25 protein-coding genes and 4 tRNA genes are annotated in these 26471 nt (G+C 63.3%); all 29 read right to left on the bottom strand.

The window, feature by feature from the left end:
• Positions 1-9: 9 nt before the first annotated feature.
• The 29 genes from rpmC to ACZK3W_RS03720 all read right to left on the bottom strand — a co-directional run bounded on the left by rpmC (position 10) and on the right by ACZK3W_RS03720 (position 26333).
• A complete protein-coding gene (gene rpmC, locus ACZK3W_RS03860) occupies positions 10-195 on the bottom strand; it encodes a 50S ribosomal protein L29 (RefSeq protein WP_004154487.1) in 186 nt (61 codons plus the stop codon).
• Complete coding sequence (gene rplP, locus ACZK3W_RS03855; RefSeq protein ID WP_004154486.1) at positions 195-608, bottom strand: 50S ribosomal protein L16; 414 nt, start codon at positions 606-608, stop codon at positions 195-197. The genes rpmC and rplP overlap by 1 nt, the downstream gene beginning before the upstream one ends.
• 5 nt (positions 609-613) lie before the next feature.
• Positions 614-1348 carry a 30S ribosomal protein S3 gene (gene rpsC / locus ACZK3W_RS03850; RefSeq protein WP_004145350.1) on the bottom strand — a complete coding sequence of 245 codons (735 nt, stop codon included), beginning with the start codon at positions 1346-1348 and terminating at the stop codon, positions 614-616.
• 18 nt (positions 1349-1366) lie between these two features.
• Positions 1367-1702, bottom strand: coding sequence for a 50S ribosomal protein L22 (gene rplV / locus ACZK3W_RS03845; RefSeq protein ID WP_004145348.1), 336 nt, complete (start codon positions 1700-1702; stop codon positions 1367-1369).
• A 12-nt stretch (positions 1703-1714) separates the two neighbouring features.
• The gene (gene rpsS / locus ACZK3W_RS03840; protein ID WP_004154485.1) at positions 1715-1984 is read right to left on the bottom strand and encodes a 30S ribosomal protein S19; all 270 of its coding nucleotides are present in this window, start codon (positions 1982-1984) and stop codon (positions 1715-1717) included.
• A gap of 6 nt (positions 1985-1990) precedes the next feature.
• Positions 1991-2818: a 50S ribosomal protein L2 gene (rplB, locus tag ACZK3W_RS03835; RefSeq protein ID WP_004145339.1), complete on the bottom strand. Its 828-nt coding sequence runs from the start codon at positions 2816-2818 to the stop codon at positions 1991-1993.
• Between the two features lie 10 nt (positions 2819-2828).
• The gene (rplW, locus tag ACZK3W_RS03830; RefSeq protein WP_004145338.1) at positions 2829-3128 is read right to left on the bottom strand and encodes a 50S ribosomal protein L23; all 300 of its coding nucleotides are present in this window, start codon (positions 3126-3128) and stop codon (positions 2829-2831) included.
• A complete protein-coding gene (gene rplD, locus ACZK3W_RS03825; protein ID WP_004145337.1) occupies positions 3125-3730 on the bottom strand; it encodes a 50S ribosomal protein L4 in 606 nt (201 codons plus the stop codon). The genes rplW and rplD overlap by 4 nt, the downstream gene beginning before the upstream one ends.
• A gap of 12 nt (positions 3731-3742) precedes the next feature.
• Complete coding sequence (gene rplC / locus ACZK3W_RS03820) at positions 3743-4393, bottom strand: 50S ribosomal protein L3 (RefSeq protein WP_004145336.1); 651 nt, start codon at positions 4391-4393, stop codon at positions 3743-3745.
• An 11-nt stretch (positions 4394-4404) separates the two neighbouring features.
• The gene (gene rpsJ, locus ACZK3W_RS03815; protein ID WP_005408208.1) at positions 4405-4716 is read right to left on the bottom strand and encodes a 30S ribosomal protein S10; all 312 of its coding nucleotides are present in this window, start codon (positions 4714-4716) and stop codon (positions 4405-4407) included.
• A 332-nt stretch (positions 4717-5048) separates the two neighbouring features.
• Positions 5049-6239: an elongation factor Tu gene (gene tuf, locus ACZK3W_RS03810; protein ID WP_004154360.1), complete on the bottom strand. Its 1191-nt coding sequence runs from the start codon at positions 6237-6239 to the stop codon at positions 5049-5051.
• Positions 6240-6291: 52 nt separating this feature from the next.
• A complete protein-coding gene (fusA, locus tag ACZK3W_RS03805) occupies positions 6292-8433 on the bottom strand; it encodes an elongation factor G (protein ID WP_005408207.1) in 2142 nt (713 codons plus the stop codon).
• Between the two features lie 141 nt (positions 8434-8574).
• The gene (rpsG, locus tag ACZK3W_RS03800; protein WP_004145321.1) at positions 8575-9048 is read right to left on the bottom strand and encodes a 30S ribosomal protein S7; all 474 of its coding nucleotides are present in this window, start codon (positions 9046-9048) and stop codon (positions 8575-8577) included.
• 12 nt (positions 9049-9060) lie between these two features.
• Positions 9061-9435 (bottom strand): 30S ribosomal protein S12, encoded by a 375-nt coding sequence (gene rpsL / locus ACZK3W_RS03795; protein WP_004145320.1) that lies wholly within the window; start codon positions 9433-9435, stop codon positions 9061-9063.
• A 284-nt stretch (positions 9436-9719) separates the two neighbouring features.
• Positions 9720-13943 carry a DNA-directed RNA polymerase subunit beta' gene (gene rpoC / locus ACZK3W_RS03790; RefSeq protein WP_125895178.1) on the bottom strand — a complete coding sequence of 1408 codons (4224 nt, stop codon included), beginning with the start codon at positions 13941-13943 and terminating at the stop codon, positions 9720-9722.
• A gap of 89 nt (positions 13944-14032) precedes the next feature.
• Positions 14033-18187, bottom strand: coding sequence for a DNA-directed RNA polymerase subunit beta (gene rpoB / locus ACZK3W_RS03785; RefSeq protein WP_049401089.1), 4155 nt, complete (start codon positions 18185-18187; stop codon positions 14033-14035).
• A gap of 328 nt (positions 18188-18515) precedes the next feature.
• Positions 18516-18884 carry a 50S ribosomal protein L7/L12 gene (gene rplL / locus ACZK3W_RS03780; RefSeq protein ID WP_010480374.1) on the bottom strand — a complete coding sequence of 123 codons (369 nt, stop codon included), beginning with the start codon at positions 18882-18884 and terminating at the stop codon, positions 18516-18518.
• Between the two features lie 63 nt (positions 18885-18947).
• Entirely contained in the window at positions 18948-19484 is a 537-nt protein-coding gene (gene rplJ / locus ACZK3W_RS03775) for a 50S ribosomal protein L10 (RefSeq protein ID WP_010480377.1), read from the bottom strand.
• Between the two features lie 386 nt (positions 19485-19870).
• Positions 19871-20569: a 50S ribosomal protein L1 gene (rplA, locus tag ACZK3W_RS03770; RefSeq protein ID WP_004154350.1), complete on the bottom strand. Its 699-nt coding sequence runs from the start codon at positions 20567-20569 to the stop codon at positions 19871-19873.
• 4 nt (positions 20570-20573) lie between these two features.
• A complete protein-coding gene (rplK, locus tag ACZK3W_RS03765; RefSeq protein ID WP_004145248.1) occupies positions 20574-21002 on the bottom strand; it encodes a 50S ribosomal protein L11 in 429 nt (142 codons plus the stop codon).
• A 298-nt stretch (positions 21003-21300) separates the two neighbouring features.
• Complete coding sequence (gene nusG, locus ACZK3W_RS03760; RefSeq protein WP_004154362.1) at positions 21301-21861, bottom strand: transcription termination/antitermination protein NusG; 561 nt, start codon at positions 21859-21861, stop codon at positions 21301-21303.
• A 10-nt stretch (positions 21862-21871) separates the two neighbouring features.
• Positions 21872-22285: a preprotein translocase subunit SecE gene (gene secE, locus ACZK3W_RS03755; protein WP_005408202.1), complete on the bottom strand. Its 414-nt coding sequence runs from the start codon at positions 22283-22285 to the stop codon at positions 21872-21874.
• Between the two features lie 49 nt (positions 22286-22334).
• A tRNA-Trp gene (locus tag ACZK3W_RS03750) sits at positions 22335-22410 on the bottom strand.
• A 103-nt stretch (positions 22411-22513) separates the two neighbouring features.
• Positions 22514-23704 carry an elongation factor Tu gene (gene tuf, locus ACZK3W_RS03745; protein ID WP_004154360.1) on the bottom strand — a complete coding sequence of 397 codons (1191 nt, stop codon included), beginning with the start codon at positions 23702-23704 and terminating at the stop codon, positions 22514-22516.
• 41 nt (positions 23705-23745) lie between these two features.
• Positions 23746-23821 (bottom strand) — tRNA-Thr (locus tag ACZK3W_RS03740).
• Positions 23822-23870: 49 nt separating this feature from the next.
• A tRNA-Gly gene (locus tag ACZK3W_RS03735) sits at positions 23871-23944 on the bottom strand.
• A gap of 24 nt (positions 23945-23968) precedes the next feature.
• Positions 23969-24054, bottom strand: a tRNA-Tyr gene (locus ACZK3W_RS03730).
• A 137-nt stretch (positions 24055-24191) separates the two neighbouring features.
• The gene (locus tag ACZK3W_RS03725) at positions 24192-25208 is read right to left on the bottom strand and encodes an isoaspartyl peptidase/L-asparaginase family protein (RefSeq protein WP_253144850.1); all 1017 of its coding nucleotides are present in this window, start codon (positions 25206-25208) and stop codon (positions 24192-24194) included.
• Positions 25209-25313: 105 nt separating this feature from the next.
• Positions 25314-26333: a cyanophycinase gene (locus ACZK3W_RS03720; protein WP_478445466.1), complete on the bottom strand. Its 1020-nt coding sequence runs from the start codon at positions 26331-26333 to the stop codon at positions 25314-25316.
• Between the last annotated feature and the right edge of the window lie 138 nt (positions 26334-26471).

Below are 26471 nucleotides of genomic sequence, written 5' to 3'. Positions count from 1 at the left end.
CGGCCATCCTTACTTCGTGCTGCCGAGCAGGGTCTTGACGCGAGCAATCTCGCGACGGACCCGGCGAATGTCGTGGGTCTTCGGCAGCTGGCCGGTGACCTGCTGCATACGGACAGAGAACTGTTCCTTACGCAGGTCGATCAGGTGGGCCTTGAGTTCGTCAGCCGACTTTTCACGGAGAGTTTTGATATCCATCAGCGCACCGTACGGGTCACGAAAGTGGTGGTGACCGAGAGCTTGGCGGCGGCCAGGCGGAACGCCTCGCGAGCCACTTCCTCGGAAACACCCTCGATTTCATAGATCATGCGGCCGGGCTGGATCTGGGCCACCCAGTATTCCACGTTGCCCTTACCAGAACCCATTCGGACTTCGATGGGCTTCTTGGTGATGGGCTTGTCGGGGAACACGCGGATCCACATCTTGCCGCCGCGCTTGACGTAGCGGCTGATCGAGCGGCGGGCCGCTTCGATCTGACGCGCGGTCAGCTGACCGTGTGCGGTTGCCTTCAGGCCGTATTCGCCGAAGCTGACAGCGTTGGCGCTCCAGCTCAGGCCATCGTTACGGCCCTTGTGTACCTTGCGGTACTTGGTTCGCTTGGGTTGCAACATTGTCGTTACCTCGCTTCACGGGCCGGGCGCTGACGGTCACCACGGTCGCCGCGATCGTGACGATCGTTGCGCGACGGGGTGTCGTCCTGCTTTTCCTGGCCAACCTGGGAGAAATCGAAGACCTCGCCCTTGTAGATCCAGACCTTGATGCCGATGATGCCGTAGGTCGTCTTGGCTTCAGCGAAGCCATAGTCGATGTCGGCACGCAGGGTGTGCAGCGGCACGCGGCCTTCGCGGTACCACTCCGAACGGGCGATTTCTGCACCGTTGAGGCGGCCACCGACGTTGACCTTGATGCCCAGGGCACCCAGACGCATCGCGTTGCCGACCGAGCGCTTCATTGCACGGCGGAACATGATGCGACGCTCCAGCTGCTGGGCGATCGACTCGGCAACGAGCTGCGCGTCCAGTTCCGGCTTGCGCACTTCGGTGACGTTGATGTGCGCCGGGACGCCCATCATCTCGCTCACTTCCTTGCGCAGCTTCTCGATGTCCTCACCGCGCTTGCCGATCACCACGCCCGGACGGGCGGTGTGGATCGTCACGCGAGCGGTCTTGGCCGGACGCTCGATCAGGATCTTGCTGATGCCAGCCTGAGCCAGCTTCTTGCGCAGCATTTCGCGCACTTTCAGGTCGGCTGCCAGGTAACCAGCGAACTCGGCCTTGTTGGCGTACCACTTGGAGTTCCAGTCCTTGGAAATGCCGAGGCGGATACCAATCGGATGAACTTTATGACCCATGGTCTTTTCCTTATCCGCTTACTTGGCGGCGCCCACAACCACAGTGATGTGGCTGGTGCGCTTGAGGATGCGGGTACCGCGGCCTTTCGCCCGCGCCATGAAACGCTTCAGGGTCGGACCTTCATCAACCATGATGGTCTGAACCTTCAGCTCGTCGACGTCGGCGCCCTGGTTGTTCTCGGCGTTGGCAATTGCCGACTCCACCACCTTCTTGATCAGGTGGGCAGCCTTCTTGTCCGAGAACTTCAGCAGGTTGACCGCACGCTCGGCCGGCAGACCGCGCACCTGGTCAGCGACCAGACGAGCCTTCTGCGGGGAGATGCGCGCAGTGCGCAGGATGGCTTTCGCTTCCATTGTCATCTCTCCTTACTTGCCCGACTTCTTGTCACCACCGTGACCCTTGAAGGTCCGGGTGATGGCAAATTCGCCGAGCTTGTGGCCGACCATGTTCTCGTTGACGAGAACCGGGATGTGGTTCTTGCCGTTATGCACGGCAATGGTGACGCCTACCATGTCAGGCAGGATCATCGAACGGCGCGACCAGGTCTTGATCGGCTTCTTGCTGCCCGCAGCGGCCTCCACCTTCTTGACGAGGTGGTGATCGACGAACGGGCCCTTCTTGAGTGAACGTGCCATGGTCGATTAGCCCCTACGATCGCGGACGATGAACTGCTGAGTGCGCTTGTTATGGCGCGTCTTGTAACCCTTGGTCGGGACACCCCACGGGGTGACCGGATGCGGATTACCCTGGCCGGCCTTCGCCTCACCACCACCGTGCGGGTGGTCAACCGGGTTCATGGCAGCACCACGAACGGTCGGGCGGACGCCGCGCCAACGCTTGGCACCGGCCTTGCCCAGCTTTTCCAGGCTGTGCTCGTCGTTGCCGACTTCGCCGATGGTGGCGCAGCACTCGACCGGAACCTTACGCATTTCACCCGAGCGCAGGCGCAGGGTGGCGTAGATGCCTTCGCGAGCCACCAGCTGCACGGCCGCACCAGCGGCGCGAGCGATCTGAGCGCCCTTGCCCGGCTTCAGTTCGATGCAGTGGATGGTGGTGCCGACCGGGATGTTGCGCAGCGGCAGGGTGTTGCCAGCCTTGATCGGGGCATCCGAACCAGCGATCACCTGATCACCAGCCTTCAGGCCCTTCGGGGCGATGATGTAGCGACGCTCACCGTCGACGTAGCACAGCAGAGCGATGTGCGCGGTGCGGTTCGGATCGTATTCGATGCGTTCCACGCGCGCCGGGATGCCCAGCTTGTTGCGCTTGAAGTCGATGATGCGGTAGTGCTGCTTGGCACCACCACCGACGTGACGCACGGTGATGCGGCCATGGTGGTTACGACCACCCGAGCGGCTCTGCGACTCGACCAGCGCAGCGTGCGGAGCACCCTTGTGCAGGTCGGGAGTGACCACGCGCACGGCCGAACGGCGGCCGGGGGAAGTGGGCTTGAATTTCATCAATGGCATGGGATGTACCTCAGGCCTTGGCCGTTACATCGATCGACTGGCCATCGGCCAGGCGAACGTACGCCTTGCGCCAATCGCCGCGGCGGCCAGCACGGTTACGGAAGGACTTGTTCTTGCCCTTGACGTTGACCACGTTGACGGCTTCGACCTTGACGTCGAACAGCTGCTCAACCGCGGCCTTTACATCGGCCTTGGTGGCTTCGTTCGAAACTTCGAAGACATACTGGTTGGAGAGTTCCTGCAGGCGCGCGGTCTTTTCGGAGACACGCGGGGCACGCAGCACGCTGAAGATTTTTTCGTTGCTGTTCATGCCAGCCACTCCTCGACCTTCTTGACCGCGTCAGCGGTGATGACGACCGTGTCGGCACCCACCAGCGAGACCGGATCCAGACCCTGGACGTCACGCACCTGCACGTACGGCAGATTGCGGGCGGACAGGTACAGGTGCTCGGACGCTTCTTCGGTGACGATCAGCGGGCGCTTGCCCACTTCCAGGCCGGCCAGCTTGGCGATCAGACCCTTCGTGTTGGTCACTTCGACGTCGAAGGACTCCACGATGGTCAGACGGCCCTGACGGTTCAGCTCGGACAGGATCGCGCACATGGCGGCACGGTACTGCTTACGATTGACCTTCTGCTCGAAGCTGCGCGGCTTGGCCGCGAAGGTGACACCGCCGCCGACGAAGATCGGAGCCGTCAGTGCGCCATGACGCGCGCCGCCGCCCTTCTGCTTCTTCGACTTCTTGGTGGTACCAGCCACTTCGGAGCGAGTCTTCTGTGCCTTGGTGCCGGCGCGACCGGCGTTGCGGTAGGCAACGACGACCTGGTGGACCAGATCTTCGCTGAAATCGCGACCGAACACGGCGTCGGAGACCGAGACCTTGTTGTTGCTACCCGTGATAACGAGTTCCATCGTCATCTCTCCTTATGCCTTGCTCGCCGGACGGACGATCACGTCGCCACCCGCCGCGCCCGGAACGGCGCCGCGAACGGCGATCAGACCGCGCTCGACGTCGACCTTGACCACTTCCAGGTTCTGGGTGCTCTGCTGCACCGCGCCCATGTGGCCCGACATCTTCTTGCCCGGGAAAACGCGACCCGGGGTCTGGCGCTGACCCAGCGAACCCGGCGCGCGATGCGACAGCGAGTTACCGTGGGTTGCATCGCCCATACGGAAGTTGTGGCGCTTGATGGTGCCCTGGAAGCCCTTACCCTTGGTGACACCCTGGACGTCGACGATCTGGCCGACTTCGAAGATGTCCGCCTTGACTTCGCCGCCAACGGCGAAATCGCCGAGCTGCGCGTCTTCAACGCGGAATTCCCACAGGCCACGACCCGCTTCCACCTTCGCCTTGGCGAAGTGGCCGGCTTCCGGCTTGTTGACCAGGGCAGCGCGACGCGCGCCGACGGTCACCTGCACGGCGCTGTAGCCGTCGGTTTCGACGGTCTTGATCTGCGCGATGCGGTTCGGGGTTGCTTCGATCAGGGTCACCGGGATGGAGCGGCCATCTTCAGTGAACACGCGGCTCATGCCAGCCTTGCGGCCCACGAAGCCCAACGAATACTTCTTCGTCATGGTCGTAGTCCTCAGGTCAGCTTGATCTGAACGTCGACGCCGGCAGCCAGTTCGAGCTTCATCAGCGCGTCCACGGTCTTGTCATTCGGGTCAACGATATCGAGCACGCGCTTGTGCGTGCGGGTCTCGTACTGGTCACGCGCGTCCTTGTCGACGTGCGGGGAAACGAGAACGGTGTAACGCTCGATCTTGGTCGGCAGCGGGATCGGGCCACGCACTTGCGCGCCGGTCCGCTTTGCCGTTTCAACGATCTCGCTGGCCGAACGGTCGATCAGACGATGATCGAACGCTTTCAGCCGGATCCGGATCTTTTGGTCCGCCATGGCGGTAGGTTCCTTCGTTAAAAGAGCGACAGACAAAGCCTCTGGGTTGCTTTGTCCCATGAAATTCCTGAATACGGACGACCCACAGTCCTGCAGGCCGCCAAGGTCACTCCATAGACCTCAAAAACGTAGGCAGACCAGTTACCCGGCCTGCCCAGACGTAGAAGCATAATGGCACGCAAGGCAGCTGTCAACAGTCGCCTGTTGACGCCGCCTGAATGGCATTGACCCTTCCTGGTCCGGGGAACACAAGGCACATCCTGTGCCTGCTTTCCCATTTGATACGCCCCGATGCCCTACCCAGGCAACATCGGGGCGCAGATACTACCAGATTACTCGATGATCTTCGAGACCACGCCGGCGCCGACGGTACGGCCGCCTTCGCGGATGGCGAAGCGCAGGCCTTCGTCCATTGCCACCGGGTTGATCAGGGTGACGACCATCTTGACGTTGTCACCCGGCATCACCATTTCGACGCCTTCCGGCAGAGCAGCTGCGCCGGTGATGTCGGTGGTGCGGAAGTAGAACTGCGGACGGTAGCCGTTGAAGAACGGGGTGTGACGGCCGCCCTCGTCCTTCGACAGGACGTAGACTTCGCCTTCGAACTTGGTGTGCGGCTTGATCGAACCCGGCTTGGCCAGAACCTGGCCACGCTCGACGTCGTCACGCTTGGTGCCGCGCAGCAGCAGGCCAGCGTTGTCGCCTGCCTGACCCTGGTCCAGCAGCTTGCGGAACATTTCAACGCCGGTCACGGTGGTCTTCTGCACCGGACGGATGCCGACGATTTCGATTTCGTCGCCAACCTTGATCACGCCGCGCTCGATACGACCGGTCACCACGGTGCCGCGGCCCGAGATCGAGAACACGTCTTCCACCGGCATCAGGAACGGCTTGTCGATCGCACGCTCCGGCTCCGGAATCCAGCTGTCCAGGGCATCGACCAGCTTCAGGATGGCCGGCACGCCGATGTCGCTCTGGTCGCCTTCCAGCGCCAGACGGGCCGAACCGGCGATGATCGGGGTGTCGTCGCCCGGGAAGTCGTACTTGCTCAGCAGCTCGCGCACTTCCATCTCGACCAGCTCGAGCAGCTCGGCGTCGTCAACCATGTCGGCCTTGTTCAGGAACACGACGATGTACGGCACGCCGACCTGACGCGACAGCAGGATGTGCTCGCGGGTCTGCGGCATCGGGCCGTCAGCGGCCGAGCACACCAGGATCGCGCCGTCCATCTGGGCGGCACCGGTGATCATGTTCTTGACGTAGTCAGCGTGGCCCGGGCAATCGACGTGGGCGTAGTGACGGACCGGGGATTCGTATTCGACGTGCGCGGTCGAGATCGTGATACCACGAGCCTTTTCTTCCGGCGCGGCGTCGATCGAGGAGTAGTCCTTGAACTCGCCACCGAAGCGCTCGGCACCGATCTTGGTCAGTGCAGCGGTCAGCGTGGTCTTGCCGTGATCGACGTGACCGATGGTGCCGACGTTGACGTGCGGCTTGGTGCGCTCGAACTTACCCTTTGCCATTGTTCTATACCTTGATTGTTCGTAAGTGGTTTCAAGAGAGGCTGAGCGAGGCTCAGCCCTTCTTCATGACGGCTTCGGCGATGTTGGTCGGAGCCGGCTCGTAGTGATCGAATTCCATGGTGAAGGTGGCGCGGCCCTGGGTCTGCGAACGCAGCGCAGTGGCGTAGCCGAACATTTCACCCAGCGGGATCATCGCGTTGATGATCGAAGCGGAGCCGTCACCGGTGGTGTCGGAACCCTGCAGCACGCCGCGACGACGGCTGACGTCGCCCATCACGTCACCCTGGTAATCCTCCGGGGTCACGATCTCGACCTTCATGATCGGCTCCAGCAGCACCGGCTTGGCCTTGGCGAAGCCCTGCTTGAAGGCCATCGACGAAGCCAGCTTGAACGCCATTTCCGAGGAGTCGACGTCGTGGTACGAACCGAACACCAGCTTCACCTTGACGTCCACGACCGGGAAGCCAGCCAGCGGACCGCTGGTGATGGTTTCGCGCAGGCCCTTTTCAACCGACGGAATGAATTCCTTCGGGATCACGCCGCCGGTGATGTCGTTGATGAACAGGAAGTCGTCCTTGATGGCCGGAGCCAGCTTCGGATCGGCACGGTCGGCAGCGGTGATCGGCGACAGTTCGATCACGACGTGACCGTACTGACCCTTACCACCGGACTGCTTGGCGTGCTTGTAGTCCGACTTGACGTCGGCCAGGGTGATGGTTTCGCGGTAGGCCACCTGCGGCGCGCCGACGTTGGCTTCAACGTTGAACTCGCGCTTCAGGCGGTCGACGATGATGTCCAGGTGCAGCTCGCCCATGCCCGAGATGATGGTCTGGCCGGATTCTTCGTCGGTCTTGACGCGGAACGACGGATCTTCCTGCGCCAGACGGCCCAGGGCCAGACCCATCTTTTCCTGGTCCGACTTGGTCTTCGGCTCGACGGCCATCGAGATCACCGGCTCCGGGAACGTCATGCGCTCCAGGATGATCGGGGCGTCCACGGCGCACAGGGTGTCACCGGTGGTGGTGTCCTTCAGGCCCACGGCAGCGGCGATGTCACCGGCCAGAACTTCCTTGATTTCCTCGCGGTTGTTCGAGTGCATCTGCAGGATGCGGCCGATGCGCTCCTTCTTGCCCTTCACCGAGTTCAGCACGGTGTCGCCACCGTTCAGGGTGCCCGAGTAGACACGGAAGAAGGTCAGCGCGCCGACGAACGGGTCGGTGATGATCTTGAAGGCGAGCGACGAGAACGGAGCCTTGTCGTCCGACTTGCGGGTCATTTCGACGGTGTCGTCGTCAACGTCCACGCCCTTCACGTCCGGCACGTCGACCGGCGACGGCAGCAGCTGGATCACGCCGTCCAGCATGGCCTGCACGCCCTTGTTCTTGAAGGCCGAGCCGCAGTACATCGGCACGATCTCGGTGGCCAGGGTGCGGGTACGCAGCGCGTTGATGATTTCAGCCTCGGCCAGCTCTTCGCCGCCCAGGTACTTTTCCATCAGCTCTTCGCTGGCTTCGGCAGCGGTCTCGACCATGAACTGGCGAGCCTCTTCAGCCGGGCCCTGCAGCTCGGCCGGGATTTCACCGTATTCGAACTTCATGCCCTGCGAAGCCTCATCCCAATGGATGGCCTTCATCTTCAGCAGGTCGACGACGCCCTTGAAGTTGTCTTCAGCGCCGATCGGCAGCTGCATCGGCACGGCAACCGCGCCCAGCTTGGCCTTCAGCTGGCCGACGACCTTCTGGAAGTTGGCACCGGTGCGGTCCATCTTGTTGACGAACGCGATGCGCGGCACGTGGTACTTGTTGGCCTGGCGCCACACGGTTTCCGACTGCGGCTGCACGCCACCGACGGCGCACAGGACGAAGACGGCACCGTCGAGCACGCGCAGCGAGCGCTCCACTTCGATGGTGAAGTCGACGTGCCCGGGGGTGTCGATGATGTTGAAGCGGTGCTCCGGCAGGGACTTGTCCATGCCCTTCCAGAACGCGGTGGTGGCAGCGGACTGGATCGTGATGCCACGCTCCTGCTCCTGCTCCATCCAGTCCATGGTGGCGGCGCCGTCGTGCACTTCACCGATCTTGTGGCTCTTGCCGGTGTAGAACAGGATGCGCTCGGACGTGGTGGTCTTGCCGGCATCGATGTGAGCCATGATGCCGAAGTTACGGTAACGCTCGATGGGAGTGGAACGGGCCACGGGAGCCTCTCAGATTTCTTGGATTTCGGATGGCCGAACGCCGCCTTTCGGCGGCCTTCGGATTGGCGCAGTCCTTCTGGGACCGCGAGGCAGCACGCACCGAAGTGGTGCTGCCCTGCCTGTTTTACAAGGCCGTCAAACTCACCAGCGGTAGTGGGCGAATGCCTTGTTGGCTTCGGCCATGCGGTGGGTTTCTTCGCGCTTCTTGATGGCGCCGCCACGGTTTTCCGAGGCGTCGATCAGTTCAGCAGCCAGCTTCTTCGGCATGGTGTTCTCACCACGCTTGCGCGCGGAGTCGATCAGCCAGCGCATGGCCAGGGCCATCTTGCGCGACGAACGCACTTCGACCGGCACCTGGTAGGTGGCACCACCGACGCGACGCGACTTGACTTCGACCGCCGGAGCGACGTTGTCCAGAGCCTTCTGCACCAGTTCAATGGCGTTGGCGCTGCTGTTCTTCTCGGTGATCACGTCCATGGCGCCGTACACGATCTTTTCGGCGACGGACTTCTTGCCGCTCTGCATGACCATGTTGATGAAGCGGGCGATGGTTTCGCTTCCGTGCTTCGGATCGGGCAGGACGGAACGCTGCGGAGTATTACCCTTACGCGACATAGTGCTCTCTCCTTATGCCTTCGGACGCTTGGCGCCGTACTTGGAACGGGCCTGGCGACGCTTGGCAACGCCGGCGGCGTCGAGCGAGCCACGAACGGTGTGGTAACGCACACCCGGCAGGTCCTTGACGCGACCGCCGCGGATCAGGACCACGGAGTGCTCCTGCAGGTTGTGGCCTTCACCACCGATGTAGGAAATCACTTCTTCCTGGTTGGTCAGGCGGACCTTGGCAACCTTGCGCAGAGCCGAGTTCGGCTTCTTCGGAGTGGTGGTGTAGACACGGGTGCAGACGCCACGGCGCTGCGGGCACTTGTCGAGCGCCGGCGAGGCACTCTTGTAGGTGGTCGCTTGCCGCGGCTTGCGGACCAGCTGGTTGATCGTCGCCATCAGTAGGTTCTTCTGATTGGTGGCCGGAAAATCCGACCAGAGATGCGGAAATGTTAAAGCAGGCCAAAATTCTGGCCTGCTGAGACAGACGATTGTAGCAACCTGCCAGGAAAGCAGTCAAACGCCTCCTGTCAAGCCCGTTCCTGATCCCGGAACGTTACTGGGGGGCCTCCATGTACCCCGTTCAGGTTGGCCGGGTCGATCGCGGACGATCTCCCCTGCCCTTTCCCTATCCCATCGATGGACCGATGGGGTGGTCCGGCCCTGCGGCCGGACCGGATACCTCATTCTTCGCCCGAGGCCTGTTCAGCTTCGGCTTCAACCACCGGTGCCTCGACCGCAGCCGGGGTGCCGGCCAGGGTCTGCATTTCCGACTCGGTGAGACCGGAAGCACCGCGACGGCGGTTGCTGTGGTACGCCAGGCCGGTACCGGCCGGAATCAGGCGGCCCACGATGACGTTTTCCTTCAGGCCACGCAGGTTGTCCGAGGTGCCGCGGACGGCCGCTTCGGTCAGCACGCGGGTGGTTTCCTGGAACGACGCGGCCGAGATGAACGATTCGGTCGCCAGCGAGGCCTTGGTGATACCCAGCAGGACCGGATCGAAGTGCGCCGGCAGCTCGTTGCGGGTCGACAGGCGCGCATTCTCCTCGATAACGCGCTGGCGCTCCACCTGTTCACCGTTCAGGAACTTGCTGCTGCCCTGGTCGGTGATCTCGACCTTGCGCAGCATCTGGCGGGTGATCACCTCGATGTGCTTGTCGTTGATCTTCACGCCCTGCAGGCGGTACACGTCCTGGATTTCCTTCACCAGGTAGGCGGCCAGCGGTTCGACACCCAGCAGACGCAGGATGTCCTGCGGGCTCGGCTCGCCGTCCACGATGGTTTCACCCTTGGTGACATGCTCGCCTTCGAACACGATGACCTGGCGGTACTTCGGGATCAGCTCTTCGTGCTCCGAACCATCGGTGTCCTTGATGATCAGGCGCTGCTTGCCCTTGGTGTCCTTGCCGAAGCTGATGATGCCCGAACGCTCGGCCAGCACCGCCGGATCCTTCGGCTTGCGCGCTTCGAACAGATCGGCCACGCGCGGCAGACCACCGGTGATGTCGCGGGTCTTCGACGCTTCCTGCGGGATCTTGGCGACCACGTCACCCACGCCGACGGCAGCGCCGTCCTGCAGGTTGACGATCGAGCGCGGCGGCAGCAGGTACTGCGCCGGCAGATCGGTGCCCGGGATCGACAGGTCGTTGCCCTTGGCGTCGACGATGCGCACGATCGGGCGCAGGTCCTTGGCCTGGGTACCACGACGCTTCGGATCGGTGATTTCGCGCGACGCCAGGCCGGTCAGCTCGTCGGTCTTCTCGATGACGGTGATGCCGTCGACGAAGTCGATGAAGCGGATGAAGCCGGCCACTTCCGACACGATCGGGTGGTTATGCGGATCCCAGTTGGCCACGGTCTGGCCAGCCTTGATCGCATCACCGTCCTTGGACGTGATGGTCGCACCGTACGGCAGCTTGTAGCGCTCACGCTCACGGCCGTGGGCATCGAGCACCGAGATTTCGCCCGAGCGCGACACTGCCACCAGCGAGCCATTGGCATGCTCGACGGACTTGAGGTTGCTGAACTTGACCGAGCCGGTGGTCTTGACGGTGATGTTGTCGACCGCAGCAGCTCGCGACGCCGCACCACCGATGTGGAACGTACGCATGGTCAGCTGGGTACCCGGCTCACCGATGGACTGGGCGGCGATGACGCCGACCGCTTCACCGATGTTGACCAGGTGGCCACGGGCCAGATCGCGGCCGTAGCAGCGACCGCAGACACCGAAGGCCGATTCGCACGAGATCGTCGAACGCACCTTGATGCTCTGCACGCCGGCGTCTTCCAGCTTGGCGACCCAGGCTTCGTCCAGCAGGGTGTTGCGGGTGACGATCGGATCTTCGTCGTTGCCCGGCAGGAACACGTCCTCGGCAACCACGCGACCCAGCACGCGATCCTTCAGCGGCTCGACCACGTCGCCGCCTTCCACGATCGGGGTCATGATCAGGCCTTCGGTGGTACCGCAATCCACCTCGGTGATCACCACGTCCTGCGCGACGTCGACCAGACGACGGGTCAGGTAACCCGAGTTCGCGGTCTTCAGCGCGGTATCGGCCAGACCCTTACGGGCACCGTGGGTGGAGTTGAAGTACTCCTGCACGTTCAGGCCTTCACGGAAGTTCGCCTTGATGGGCGTCTCGATGATCGAGCCGTCCGGACGCGCCATCAGGCCACGCATACCGGCCAGCTGACGGATCTGCGCCTGCGAACCACGCGCACCGGAGTCGGCCATGATGTACAGCGAGTTCATCGACTTCTGGTCGATGGTCTCACCCTTGGCATTGACGACCTTCTCGGTACCGATGGTGTCCATCATCGCCTTGGCGATGCGCTCGTTGGTGCGCGACCAGATGTCGACCACCTTGTTGTAGCGCTCACCGGCGGTGACCAGACCCGACTGGTACTGCTCCTGGATTTCCAGCACTTCGGCTTCGGCCTCGGTGAGGATGCCCTTCTTCTCGTCCGGGATCAGCATGTCATCGATGCCGATCGAGACGCCGGCGCGGGTCGCGTAGGCGAAGCCGGTGTACATCAGCTTGTCGGCGAACACGACCGTGTCCTTCAGACCCAGCTGGCGGTAGCTGGAGTTGATCAGGCGGCTGATGTTCTTCTTGGTCAGCTCGGTGTTGGCCAGCGCGAAAGGCAGGCCTTCCGGCAGGATTTCAGCCAGCAGGGCGCGACCGATCGTGGTGTCCACGATCGAGGTCTTGTTCTGCTTGACGCCGTCTTCGTCGGTCACCACCTCGGTGATGCGGACCTTGACGCGCGCGTGCAGTTCCACCACGCGGTTGTCGTAGGCACGCTTCACTTCGGCGATGTTGGCGAAGGCCATGCCCTCGCCCTTCTTGTTTTCCAGCGAGCGGGTCATGTAGTACAGACCCAGCACGACGTCCTGCGACGGCACGATGATCGGCTCGCCGTTGGCCGGCGACAGGATGTTGTTGGTCGACATCATCAGCGCACGCGCTTCCAGCTGGGCTTCCAGCGAGAGTGGCACGTGGACGGCCATCTGGTCACCGTCGAAGTCGGCGTTGAACGCGGTGCAGACCAGCGGGTGCAGCTGGATGGCCTTACCTTCGATCAGCACCGGCTCGAACGCCTGGATGCCCAGACGGTGCAGGGTCGGCGCACGGTTCAGCATCACCGGATGCTCGCGGATGACCTCTTCCAGGATGTCCCAGACTTCGGCTTCTTCGCGCTCGACCAGCTTCTTGGCGGCCTTGATGGTGGTGGCCAGGCCACGACGCTGCAGCTTGGCGAAGACGAACGGCTTGAACAGCTCAAGCGCCATCTTCTTCGGCAGGCCGCACTGGTGCAGGCGCAGGTACGGACCGACCACGATGACCGAACGGCCCGAGTAGTCGACGCGCTTGCCCAGCAGGTTCTGGCGGAAGCGACCCTGCTTGCCCTTGATCATGTCGGCCAGCGACTTCAGCGGGCGCTTGTTGGTGCCGGTGATGGCACGGCCACGACGGCCGTTGTCCAGCAGCGCATCGACCGATTCCTGCAGCATGCGCTTTTCATTGCGCACGATGATGTCCGGCGCGCTCAGTTCGAGCAGGCGGCGCAGGCGGTTGTTACGGTTGATGACGCGGCGGTACAGGTCGTTCAGGTCGGAGGTCGCGAAGCGGCCGCCATCCAGCGGAACCAGCGGACGCAGGTCCGGCGGCAGCACCGGCAGCACGGTCATGACCATCCACTCCGGACGGTTGCCCGATTCCAGGAAGGCTTCGATCAGCTTGATGCGCTTGGTGAGGCGCTTGAGCTTGGTTTCCGAACCGGTAGCGGCGATTTCCTCGCGCAGGCGGGTCATTTCCGACTGCAGGTCGATGGTGCGCAGCAGTTCGTACACGGCCTCGGCGCCCATCGCGGCGTCGAAGTCGTCACCGTGCTCCTGGCGGGCCTGCAGGTACTGTTCTTCGGTCAGCAGCTGGCGGCGCTCCAGGGCGGTCAGGCCCGGCTCGGTCACCACGTAGGCTTCGAAGTACAGCACGCGCTCGATGTCGCGCAGGGTCATGTCCAGCATCAGGCCGATGCGCGACGGCAGCGACTTCAGGAACCAGATGTGCGCGACCGGCGAAGCCAGGTCGATGTGGCCCATGCGCTCGCGACGCACCTTGGCCAGGGTCACTTCGGTGCCGCACTTTTCGCAGACCACGCCGCGGTGCTTCATGCGCTTGTACTTGCCGCACAGGCACTCGTAGTCCTTCACCGGGCCGAAGATGGCGGCGCAGAACAGGCCGTCGCGTTCCGGCTTGAAGGTACGGTAGTTGATGGTTTCCGGCTTCTTCACTTCGCCGAAGGACCACGAACGGATCAGGTCCGGCGAGGCCAGCGCGATCTTGATCGCGTCGAAGTCCAGCGTCTGGCGCTGCTGGTTGAAGAGGTTGAGCAGGTCTTTCATGGTGTTCTCCAGAAGGAGGAATGCTGTGTCGATGGGCTTTCAGTTGACTGCCAGCGGCGCGGCGGCGGAGGCCGCCGCGCCGGCATGGATCAGTTGTCTTCCAGTTCCATGTTGATGGCCAGCGAGCGGATTTCCTTCACGAGCACGTTGAAGGATTCCGGCATGCCCGCGACCATCTCGTGCTCACCGTCGACGATGTTCTTGTACATCTGGTTGCGGCCCTGCACGTCATCGGACTTCACCGTCAGCATTTCCTGCAGGGTGTAGGCCGCGCCGTAGGCTTCCAGCGCCCAGACTTCCATTTCACCGAAGCGCTGGCCGCCGAACTGCGCCTTGCCGCCCAGCGGCTGCTGGGTGACGAGCGAGTACGGGCCGGTCGAACGGGCGTGCATCTTGTCGTCGACCAGGTGGTTCAGCTTCAGGTAGTGCATGTAACCCACGGTGGTGTGGCGATCGAACGCTTCACCGGTGCGGCCGTCGTACAGCTGGGTCTGGCCACTGCTCGGCAGGTCGGCCAGTTCCAGCATGCGCTTGATTTCCGCTTCGGTGGCGCCGTCGAACACCGGGGTGGCCATCGGCACGCCGTCGGTCAGGTTACGGGCCAGACGCAGCAGTTCCTCGTCGCTGAACTGCGACAGGTCGACACGGTTGGCCACGTTGGTGTCGTCGTGGTTGTAGATGTCGTCCAGGAACTTGCGCAGGTCGGCAACCGCCGCCTGGGCTTCCATCATCGCCTGGATCTTGCGGCCCAGGCCCTTGGCAGCCCAGCCCAGATGCACTTCCAGGATCTGGCCGATGTTCATACGCGACGGCACGCCCAGCGGGTTCAGCACGATGTCCACGGTTTCGCCCGAGGCCATGTACGGCATGTCCTCGACCGGCACCACGTTGGAGACCACACCCTTGTTGCCGTGGCGGCCTGCCATCTTGTCGCCCGGCTGGATGCGGCGCTTCACGGCCAGGAACACCTTGACCATCTTCAGCACGCCCGGGGCGAGGTCGTCACCGGCGGTGATCTTGCCGCGCTTGTCGGCGAAGCGACGCTCGAATTCCTTCTCGTGCGCCTGGATCTGCTTCTGCGCGCGCTCGATGGCTTCCGAGGCGTCCTCGTCCTTCATGCGCAGGGCGAACCAGTCAGCCTTCTTCAGGCCGTCCAGGAACGCGTCGCTGATGACGTCGCCCTTCTTCAGGCCAGCGCCACCGTTGACCACCTTGCCCACGATCTGCGAACGCAGACGCATGTAGATGGCGGCTTCCAGGATGCGGAACTGGTCGTCGAAGTCCTTCTTGACGCGCTTGATTTCAGACTCTTCGATCTGGCGGGCGCGCTTGTCCTTCTCGATGCCGTCGCGGGTGAAGACCTGCACGTCGATGACGGTGCCGTCCATGCCCGGCGGAACGCGCAGCGAGCTGTCCTTCACGTCCGAAGCCTTCTCGCCGAAGATCGCGCGCAGCAGCTTCTCTTCCGGGGTCAGCTGGCTTTCGCCCTTCGGGGTGACCTTGCCGACCATGATGTCGCCGGCGCGGACTTCCGCACCGATGTACACCACGCCGCTCTCGTCCAGGCGGTTCAGCGCCTGCTCGGAGACGTTCGGGATGTCGGCCGAGATTTCCTCCGGCCCCAGCTTGGTGTCACGCGCGACGCAGGTCAGCTCTTCGATGTGGATCGTGGTGTAACGATCCTCTTCCACCACGCGCTCGGAGAGCAGGATGGAGTCTTCGAAGTTGTAGCCGTTCCACGGCATGAACGCGATCAGCATGTTCTGGCCCAGGGCCAGTTCGCCGATGTCGGTGGACGGACCGTCGGCCAGCACGTCGCCGCGGGCGATGACGTCACCCACCTGCACCAGCGGACGCTGGTTGATGCAGGTGTTCTGGTTCGAACGGGTGTACTTGACCAGGTTGTAGATGTCCACGCCTGCGTCGGTGGCGCCAACGATCTCTTCCTCGTTGACCTTGACCACGATACGGGCGGCATCGATCTGCACGATCTCGCCACCACGACGGGCATTCACGGTCACACCGGAGTCACGCGCCACGGCGCGCTCGATGCCGGTACCGACCAGCGGCTTCTGCGCACGCAGGGTCGGCACGGCCTGACGCTGCATGTTGGCGCCCATCAGTGCACGGTTGGCGTCATCGTGCTCCAGGAACGGAACCAGCGCGGCCGCGATCGACACGGTCTGCATCGGCGAGACGTCCATGAAGTGGACTTCCGCCGGCGGCTTCAGCAGCGACTCGCCCTGGAAGCGGCACGGAACGAACTGCTCGGTCAGCACGCTGTCGGCATTGGTCAGGGCGTTGGCCTGCGCAATGACGTACTCGTTTTCTTCGATGGCCGACAGGAACTCGACTTCGTCATAGACCTTGCCGTCCACGACCTTGCGGTACGGGGTCTCGAGGAAACCGTACTGGTTGGTGCGGGCGTACACGGCCAGCGAGTTGATCAGGCCGATGTTCGGGCCTTCCGGGGTTTCGATGGTGCAGACGCGGCCGTAATGGGTCGGGTGCACGTCGCGCACTTCGAAGCCGGCGCGCTCACGGGTCAGGCCGCCCGGGCCCAGGGCCGAGACGCGACGCTTGTGGGTCACTTCCGACAGCGGGTTGTTCTGGTCCATGAACTGCGACAGCTGCGAGGAGCCGAAGAACTCCTTGATGGCAGCGGCGACCGGCTTGGCGTTGATCAGCTCCTGCGGGGTCAGGCCTTCCGACTCGGCCATCGACAGGCGCTCCTTGACCGCGCGCTCGACGCGGACCAGGCCCACGCGGAACACGTTCTCGGCCATTTCACCGACCGAACGCACGCGACGGTTGCCCAGGTGATCGATGTCATCGACCACGCCGCGACCGTTGCGGATCTCGGTCAGAACCTTGATCACGTCCAGGATGTCGGAGCTGTCGCCATGGGCGGCAACCAGGCGCTTGGACTCTTCGTCGTTGCGCTCACCGTAGTACTTGCGGTCGTACAGCACGGCTTCGCCGGTGGTTTCCTTGCGGCCCACGCGACGGTTGAACTTCATGCGGCCGACCGCGGACAGGTCGTAGCGCTCGAAGGTGAAGAACAGGTTGTGGAACAGGTTCTGCGCGGCGTCCTTGGTCGGCGGCTCGCCCGGACGCATCATGCGGTAGATCTCGACCAGGGCTTCCAGCTGGGTCTTGGTCGGGTCGATGCGCAGGGTGTTGGACAGGTACGGGCCACGATCCAGATCGTTCACCCACAGGGTGCCCACGGCATCCACACCGGCCTTGCGGAAGGCCTGCAGCTGCTCGTCGGTGATCTCGTCATTGGCCTGGGCCAGCAGTTCGCCGGTCGAAGCATCGACCACGTCGTGCGACAGGATGCGGCCGACGATGTAGTCGTCCGGCACGGCCAGGGCGGCGATGCCCGAGGCTTCCAGCTGCTTGATGTGACGCGCGGTGATGCGCTTGCCGGCTTCCACGATGACCTTGTCGCCGTCGGCGAGGTCGAAGCCCAGGGTTTCGCCACGCAGGCGCTCCGGCACCAGCTCCAGCTGGACGCCTTCATCCGGGTTGATGTGGAAGGTGTTGATCTCGAAGAACTCGGCCAGCATCTCTTCGTTGCTGTAGCCGAGCGCGCGCAGCAGGATCGACACCGGCAGCTTGCGGCGACGGTCGATACGGGTGAACAGCGCATCCTTCGGGTCGAACTCGAAGTCCAGCCAGGAGCCGCGGTAAGGAATGATGCGGGCGCTGTACAGCAGCTTGCCCGAGCTGTGGGTCTTGCCACGGTCGTGGTCGAAGAACACGCCCGGCGAACGGTGCAGCTGCGAGACGATGACGCGCTCGGTGCCGTTGACGATGAAGGTGCCGTTCTCGGTCATCAGCGGGATTTCGCCCAGATAGACCTCCTGCTCCTTCACGTACTTGATGGCCTTGGTCGACGACTCACGGTCGTAGATCACCAGGCGCACGGTCACGCGCAGCGGGGCGCCGTAGCTCATGCCACGCTGGCGGCACTCACGCTCGTCGAAGACCGGTTCGCCCAGCTTGTAGCCGACGTATTCCAGGGCAGCATTGCCGCTGTAGCTGGCGATCGGGAAGACCGACTTCAGCGCAGCGTGCAGGCCGTGGTCCGTGCGCTTGGCCGGATCGACGTTTTCCTGCAGGAATTCACGATAGGAATCCACCTGGATGGCGAGCAGGAACGGCACTTCGAGAATCGAGCGCTGCTTGCCGAAATCCTTGCGGATACGCTTTTTTTCGGTGAACGAATAGGACGTCATGAGGTCTTCCACCTTGTTGTGCGGATCGTGCGCCCACGATCCGAAGGGAACTTGAAATTGTCAGTTGGAAGTCGCTGGTATTGCCGGCACCAGCACGCCTTCTCCCGCTACTTCCAACTGCCAACTCGTCTGCATCCACTCCCCCGCTGCCGCGCTCTGCGCTGGCCTGCCGGGGTCTGACCGCAGCCCGTGTTGGGCTTTTTCTGCTTTTGAAACAGTCGACTAACAGTCGACCCTACCGGTACTGCAACAACGACCAAAGGCCGGGGGCTTACGCCCCCAGCCTTGGCTGCATCGCCGTGAATCGGTGACGATGCAAGGTAACTGCTTACTTGACTTCGACAGTCGCGCCAGCAGCTTCCAGGTCCTTCTTCATCTTCTCGGCGTCGTCCTTCGAAGCGCCTTCCTTCAGGACGCCACCGGCTTCGGCCAGGTCCTTCGCTTCCTTCAGGCCCAGGCCGGTGATGGCGCGGACGGCCTTGATGACTTCGACCTTCTTGTCGCCGGCCGACTTCAGGGTGACGGTGAACTCGGTCTGCTCTTCAACAGCAGCGGCCGGGCCAGCGGCAGCAGCCACGGCAACCGGAGCAGCGGCGGAGACGCCGAACTTCTCTTCGATGGCCTTGACCAGCTCCATCACTTCCATCAGGGACTTCTCGGCGATGGCGTCGACGATCTGTTCGTTGGTAAGGGACATGATTAATACCTTTGGATGATTTTCTGGGTTGAGGTTCCGTCAGGAACCACGGTAAGTCGAAACTCAGGCGGTCTCGGCGGCCGGCTCGGCAGCGTCGGCGGCGACGTCGCCACCACCCTGCTTCTCGCCAACGGCCTTGATGGCGCGGGCAAACATCGTGACCGGCTCGGTCAGGACGCGGGCCAGCATGGCCAGGGCCTGGTCGCGGGTCGGCAGCGAGGCCAGCACTTCGACGTGGCTTGCCGGGAACACTTCGCCACCGATGGCGACGACCTTAGCCTTCAGCTTGTCGTTGCCCTTGGCGGCTTCCTTGATCAGGCGACCGGCAGCGCCGGGCTCCTCGAGCGAGAACGCGTACAGCAGCGGACCAACCATCTGGTCCTGGGCGACTGCGAACTCGGTGCCTTCAACGGCGCGCGAAGCCAGGGTGTTCTTGACAACCTTCAAGAAAACACCGGTTTCACGAGCCTGCTTGCGCATCGCGGTCATCTGGGCGACCGTGGTGCCAGCGTATTCGGCTGCGATCAAGGAGTGGGCCTTGGCGGCGACGTCTGCCAGCTCGGCGACTACTTCTTGCTTCTGGGACAGATTGAGAGCCATTGCACTCCTCCTATTGAACTCCGCTTACGGCTCCTGCCGTGTGCGGTCCTGTGCGGCATCCGTCCTGGACGCCGGGAACATCGGGATGATGTTCCGGGGGTGGGCCGTTCTAGACCTGGAGTGGGCCAACCTGGGAAACCCAGACGTGCGTGAACCAGAAAAACTCCAGAAGGGCACCATCTACGCAGGGTGATTCCGGGGAATCGATTAAGCGCTCATGACTGCTCCGGCGGCGACTCCTTGCCAGATCGAGCTTCCGTGCCCGTCGCCGGTATTGCCACGACCGCGCCTGCGGTCTTTGACGGCTACCGCGGGCGATGTACGGCCAGCGATGCCTTCAAATGTCACGGTCACGGCACCGAAGGTACCGTGACCGCTTGAAACAATTACTTCAGGGTCAGCGACGACTGGTCGACGGTGACGCCCGGGCCCATCGTCGAGCTGACCGAAACCTTCTGCAGGTAGGTGCCCTTCGAGGTGGCCGGCTTGGCCTTGATCAGGTCCAGCAGCAGCGCGGTCAGGTTCGACTTCAGCGCGTCTTCGGCGAAGTCGGCCTTGCCGATGGTGCAGTGAATGATGCCGGCCTTGTCGGTGCGGTAACGGACCTGACCCGACTTGGCGTTCTTCACGGCTTCACCCGGGTTCGGGGAAACGGTGCCGACCTTCGGGTTCGGCATCAGGCCGCGCGGGCCCAGCACGGTGCCCAGCTTACCGACGACGCGCATGGCGTCCGGGGTCGCGATGACGACGTCGTAGTTCAGATCGCCGGCCTGCATCTTCTCGGCCAGATCATCCATACCGACGGCTTCGGCGCCAGCGGCCAGGGCTTCGTCAGCCTTGGCACCGGCCGGAGCGAACACGGCGACGCGGACCGACTTGCCGGTACCGGCCGGCAGCACGGTGGAGCCACGGACCTGCTGGTCGGACTTCTTCGCATCGACGCCCAGGCGCACAGCGACGTCGATCGACTCGACGAACTTGGCCTTGGTGGCGCTCTTCAGGATGTTGATCGCGTCCTCGAAGGCGTATGCCTTGCCCGGAACGACGGCGGCCTTGATGGCCTTCTCACGCTTGGTCTGTGCCATCTTATTAACCCTCCACCACGAGGCCCATGGAACGGGCAGAGCCAGCGATGGTACGCACGGCGGCGTCCAGATCGGCGGCAGTCAGATCCGGTTCCTTCGCCTTGGCGATCTCTTCCAGCTGCTTACGGGTGACCTTGCCGACCTTCTCGGTGTTCGGGCGCTTGGAGCCCGACGAGATGCCAGCGGCCTTCTTCAGCAGGGTGGTGGCCGGGGTGCTCTTGGTGATGAAGGTGAACGTACGGTCCGAGTAGGCCGTGATGATCACCGGAACCGGCAGACCCGGCTCGAGCTTCTGCGTGGCAGCGTTGAACGCCTTGCAGAATTCCATGATGTTCAGACCGCGCTGACCCAGCGCAGGACCGACCGGCGGCGAGGGGTTGGCCTGACCGGCCTTCACCTGCAGCTTGATGTAACCGACAACTTTCTTTGCCATGTGAGTACTCTCCGGGTGCTAGCGCCTTTCGACAACAGGCTCCCCATCGGACCGGGAATCACGCGTCCCGGCATCGCGTTTTGAAATCATGCTGAAGGCCACCTTGCGGCGGCCTCGTCCTGCTGGCTTCCCAGCGGGGAGCCGCGCACTATATCAGGTTTTTTCTTCACATGCCTGAAGCGGCACGTAAACGAACGAAACCGGGCAAGGCCCGGTTCCCCTTGTAGAGTCGAGCCATGCTCGACTGCACCGCCATCCGGAGCCTGGAGTCGAGCATGGCTCGACCCTACAGGACCGGTCAGACGGCCTTTTCGACCTGGCCGAACTCGAGTTCGACCGGAGTGGCACGACCGAAGATCAGCACCGAGACGCGCAGACGGCTCTTCTCGTAGTTGACTTCTTCGACGACGCCATTGAAATCGTTGAACGGGCCGTCGGTAACGCGGACCATCTGGCCCGGCTCGAACAGCACCTTCGGACGCGGCTTCTCGACACCTTCCTGAACGCGATTCAGGATGGCTTCGGCCTCGGAATCGGCGATCGGCAGCGGACGGTCGGCGGTGCCGCCGATGAAGCCCATCACGCGCGGGGTTTCCTTGACCAGGTGCCAGCTTTCGTTGTCGATGCGCGGAATACCGGCTTCTTCGTGGGTCTCGATCTGGACCAGCACGTAACCCGGGAAGAACTTGCGCTCGGAGCGGCGCTTCTGGCCAGCGCGCATCTCGACCACTTCTTCGGTCGGGACCAGGACATCGCCGAAGCGCTCTTCCATGCCGTCACGGACGATGCGATCGCGCAGAGCCTGCGCCACCGACTTCTCGAAGCCCGAATAGGCGTGAACGACGTACCAACGCTTCATGCAATTCTCCTTAGCGGCTCAGGAACAACTGAACCAGCCACTGAATGACGTAATCGAACCCACCCAGCAACAGACTGAGAATGGTCACCACCACCATCACGACCCAGGTCATGCGGATGGCTTCCTGGCGCGTCGGCCAGACCACCTTGCGCAGTTCGAAGCGCGACTCGGAGAGGAATTCGCGGGTGTCGCGCCCCTTGCCGGTCAGCATGAACACGCCGATACCGCCAACCAGACCGACCACAACCGCCAACGCACGCAGCTGACCCGCCCACGCACCCAGCTGGGTGGCGCGACCGGAGTCGGCGGAGAACCAGAACCAGACGAACAGACCGGCCAGCACCAGCAGCGATGCGGCGACGTACTTGACGATATCCCCGCCGTTGGCGGAGTTGTCCTTGGAGTGTTCGATCTTGCTATTCATCCGGCTGTGTCTGCTTTAGCGGCCCAGGCCGCTGGATAAGGTGGGCAGATGGCACGCCAGGAGGGACTCGAACCCCCAACCTGCGGTTTTGGAGACCGCTGCTCTGCCAATTGAGCTACTGGCGTACGTGTTGAAACTTGCCTTCCCTTAGACGGCGAAGGCGGACCGAGGTTCCCGGCCCGCCATTCGCGTAACCGGCGGCGCTATGCAACCACCGGTACTGCAGGCTTACTCGATGATCTTCGAGACCACGCCGGCGCCGACGGTACGGCCGCCTTCGCGGATGGCGAAGCGCAGGCCTTCGTCCATTGCCACCGGGTTGATCAGGGTGACGACCATCTTGACGTTGTCACCCGGCATCACCATTTCGACGCCTTCCGGCAGAGCAGCTGCGCCGGTGATGTCGGTGGTGCGGAAGTAGAACTGCGGACGGTAGCCGTTGAAGAACGGGGTGTGACGGCCGCCCTCGTCCTTCGACAGGACGTAGACTTCGCCTTCGAACTTGGTGTGCGGCTTGATCGAACCCGGCTTGGCCAGAACCTGGCCACGCTCGACGTCGTCACGCTTGGTGCCGCGCAGCAGCAGGCCAGCGTTGTCGCCTGCCTGACCCTGGTCCAGCAGCTTGCGGAACATTTCAACGCCGGTCACGGTGGTCTTCTGCACCGGACGGATGCCGACGATTTCGATTTCGTCGCCAACCTTGATCACGCCGCGCTCGATACGACCGGTCACCACGGTGCCGCGGCCCGAGATCGAGAACACGTCTTCCACCGGCATCAGGAACGGCTTGTCGATCGCGCGCTCCGGCTCCGGAATCCAGCTGTCCAGGGCATCGACCAGCTTCAGGATGGCCGGCACGCCGATGTCGCTCTGGTCGCCTTCCAGCGCCAGACGGGCCGAACCGGCGATGATCGGGGTGTCGTCGCCCGGGAAGTCGTACTTGCTCAGCAGCTCGCGCACTTCCATCTCGACCAGCTCGAGCAGCTCGGCGTCGTCAACCATGTCGGCCTTGTTCAGGAACACGACGATGTACGGCACGCCGACCTGACGCGACAGCAGGATGTGCTCGCGGGTCTGCGGCATCGGGCCGTCAGCGGCCGAGCACACCAGGATCGCGCCGTCCATCTGGGCGGCACCGGTGATCATGTTCTTGACGTAGTCAGCGTGGCCCGGGCAATCGACGTGGGCGTAGTGACGGACCGGGGATTCGTATTCGACGTGCGCGGTCGAGATCGTGATACCACGAGCCTTTTCTTCCGGCGCGGCGTCGATCGAGGAGTAGTCCTTGAACTCGCCACCGAAGCGCTCGGCACCGATCTTGGTCAGTGCGGCGGTCAGCGTGGTCTTGCCGTGGTCGACGTGACCGATGGTGCCGACATTGACGTGCGGCTTGGTGCGCTCGAACTTACCCTTGGCCATGGCTGCTTATCTCGAATTCGTCTGAGAGGTGATGCTTAAGATGGTGCTCACGAAAGGAATCGAACCTTCGACCTCTTCCTTACCAAGGAAGTGCTCTACCGACTGAGCTACGTGAGCCGAGTTTTGCATTATGACATGAACTCGATAATATTCAAAGTTCATTCAATGGAGCGGGAGACGGGAATCGAACCCGCACCATCAGCTTGGAAGGCTGAGGTTCTACCATTGAACTACTCCCGCGCCGGGAATGTCACAACGTGAAACTGGTGGAGGGAGGTGGATTCGAACCACCGAAGGCGTAAGCCAGCAGATTTACAGTCTGCCCCCGTTGGCCGCTTGGGTATCCCTCCTTACCACCCCATTCCGTTGCCGCCGAAGCGTTGCGGTGTGTGGTGGTGAGCCGCTTATTCTGCTGATGGGACGGGGGGCTGTCAACGCTTTTTTCCACTTTTTTCACACGCTGTCGCAAACCCATTGATACGCAAGGTTATTGCCCCGGGACCGCAAGGGTCTCGTTGGCGAAAATTGCGACATGAGGGACGCCGTCGCCGCCGATCCAGCCCCGATACATGCCCTGGGTGTTGAATGGCGTGGCCATTTTTCCGTCTGCAGCGAGCACGATCGCACCGCCGTCACCCCCCATCTGCGGAATCGTCTCGTTGATCACGCCCTTGCCGGCCTGTTCCGGCGTCTGCCCCTGGTAGCGCATGCGTGCGCAGATCTCGTGCGCGGCCGCGGTGCGGATGTAGTACTCGCCCCAGCCGGTGCCGGACACCGCACAGCGCGCATCGGCCCAGGTGCCTGCACCGATGATCGGCGAGTCACCCACCCGGCCATAGCGCTTGTTGGTCATGCCGCCAGTGGAGGTACCGGCGGCCAGGTGCCCCTGCACATCCAATGCGACTGCACCGACGGTCCCGAAGTGCTTTGCAGTCTCCAGGTCGGCATGCGCCTGGCCACTGGCCTCTTCTTTCAGTGCACGCTGCAGCTGCTGCCAACGCTTCTCCGTACGGAAGTAGGAGGGATCGACCAGAGACATCCCCTGCTCGACCGCGAAGGCTTCGGCGCCCTGCCCCACCATCATCACGTGCCTGGATTGCTGCATCACGGTCTGCGCCAGCAGGATCGGGTTGCGCACCCGCTGCACGCCGGCCACCGCGCCCGCCGCCTGGCTCGCGCCATCCATGACAGCCGCATCCAGCTCGTTATGGCCGTCGTGGGTGAACACCGCACCCTTGCCGGCGTTGAAGGTGGGATCGTCCTCCAGGACGGTGATCGCAGCGGTGACTGCAGCCAACGCGGGGCGACCCGCCGCCAGCTCCGCATGCCCCTTCAACAGGGCCGCCCGCAGCGCGTCACGTGCGGCCTTTTCCTCGGCCGGCGACAGGTCCTTGCGCTCGACGCCGGCGCCGCCGTGGATGACCAGCAGCGGTGAAGCCGCCGGTGCGGCCTGGGCAAGCATGGGCAGGGACAACAGTGCGGACAGCGCCAGGCGCAGTTTCATCGGGTACGTCTCCAGCAGAACGAGTGAATGGATTGCGGGGTAGTGCCGGCCGCTGGCCGGCAAGGGGCGCATCAGGGAAGATGAGTTGCCGGCCAGCGGCCGGCACTACCGAAGCGTGAACTCAATCTCGCCGTCGCTGACGTCGGCCATCGCCTGGTAATCGGCGTCGGCCTGGAAATCGTCCAGGCGCATGCGGCTGCCGCTGGCGACCACCGTCACCGGCACTGCATGGAAGCGCAACGGCTCACCTTCGACCATGCGGTCCGCATCACGCCCGGGGCTGACCACCCAGACCTTGCCTTCGCCGTCGGCGCTGTAGACCTGTGCCTGGCCATCGGGCTCCACGCACAGGGCGGTGTCCTCGTCGACGCCGATGCCGACGATGTCGGGGTCGCCACTGTCCTGCGCGGCGCGCGCCACGAACACGATCAGGCGGCCGAGCCGATCGCGCTTGTCGAAGTGGGTGTCGGTGACCACGCGCTGCAGGTAGGGCATCTGCAGGAAGCCACTGTCCATGGTCACCGCACTGCCCATCGGGTCGGCCAGCGCACCGGCGGAGGTGATGCTGCCGCCGTCCATCGCGCCGTAGGCATAGCCACCGAGGATGGCCAGCCCGGCGCTGGTACCGGCAATCGGCTTGCCGGCGCGCACATGGGCATTGAGCGCGCGGTTGAGCGCGGTGCCCTTCCAGAAGCGGATGTAGCGCGACTGGTCACCACCGGCAATGAAGATGGCATCGGCCGCAGCCACCACGCGCAGCACGGCCGGATCGTCGGCGCCGCGGCGGCTGTCGAAGACCAGCGTCTGCACTGCGGTGGTCCCGCCAATCTCGCGATACAGGCGGTCCTGCAGCTCATCACTGCCAGAAGCGCGCAGGATCAGCACGCGGCCGTTACCGGCCTGCTTCAGCCACCAGTGAAAGGCCTCCGGCACCCATTCGCCACCGCCCATCAGCATCATGGCCGGCGCGCGCGGGCCGGGCCGGGGTGCGTCAAGATCCCCGGCTTCGTAGTAGGCGAAGCCCGGGCCCTGCAGGTCCTGCGCAAGGGCGGCCAACGGCACGGCCAACACCAGCAGCGCCAGCCAGGCGAAGGGGGCACGCAGGGTGCAATGGAGGCGTCGCATCTTGATCTCCCTGAACAAAATCGACTTGCAAGCGTTTTCACTCTTTGCCAGATAGGGACCCAGTAGTCAAGGGCATAAAAAAGGCGTTAAATGCGCGCGCCCATTCCGGAAATCTGAATGGGGGACAGGGCCCCTCCT

Source organism: Stenotrophomonas sp. 80084_Sma (assembly GCF_056481995.1).
Note: the sequence above shows the minus strand (reverse complement) of the source record. Positions and strands in the feature narration are given on the sequence as shown.